At 71.2% G+C, this 323-nt stretch carries 1 protein-coding gene; it reads left to right on the top strand.

What is annotated here, in order from left to right:
* Window positions 1-323, top strand: a 323-nt coding sequence (locus EN845_RS35730) for a hypothetical protein (RefSeq protein WP_189587445.1), incomplete at both ends; no start/stop codon positions are given.

Genomic DNA, 323 nt, shown 5'->3' with positions numbered 1-323 from the left:
GGCTGGTGCCTGGTGCAGTATGTCGTGACGCTGCGCGGCGGCGCGGCCGATTCATGGCGCAAGGGCGTCGAGTTCCTGCTGCTCTACGCCGGCGCCACGGTGCTGATCCAGGTGGCGCTGCTCGCGCCCAATGCCAATCCCGCCGCTCTCGTCCTGTCATCCTTGCCGCCGATCGTTGCCGTGCTTGTGCGCGGCCGGCTGCTAGGCCTGCTTCCCGGCGCGCGGCCTCTGCGGCCGCTGGTTGCCGGCATCCTGATCGCCGCTCCGGCGATTCTGGCCATCGTGACGGCGATCGTTTGGGCGCCGCATGGGGCCGCCCTCGG

Source organism: Mesorhizobium sp. M8A.F.Ca.ET.202.01.1.1 (assembly GCF_004791595.1).
In the GTDB taxonomy this organism is placed as follows: Bacteria; Pseudomonadota; Alphaproteobacteria; order Rhizobiales; family Rhizobiaceae; genus Mesorhizobium.
Note: the sequence above shows the minus strand (reverse complement) of the source record. Positions and strands in the feature narration are given on the sequence as shown.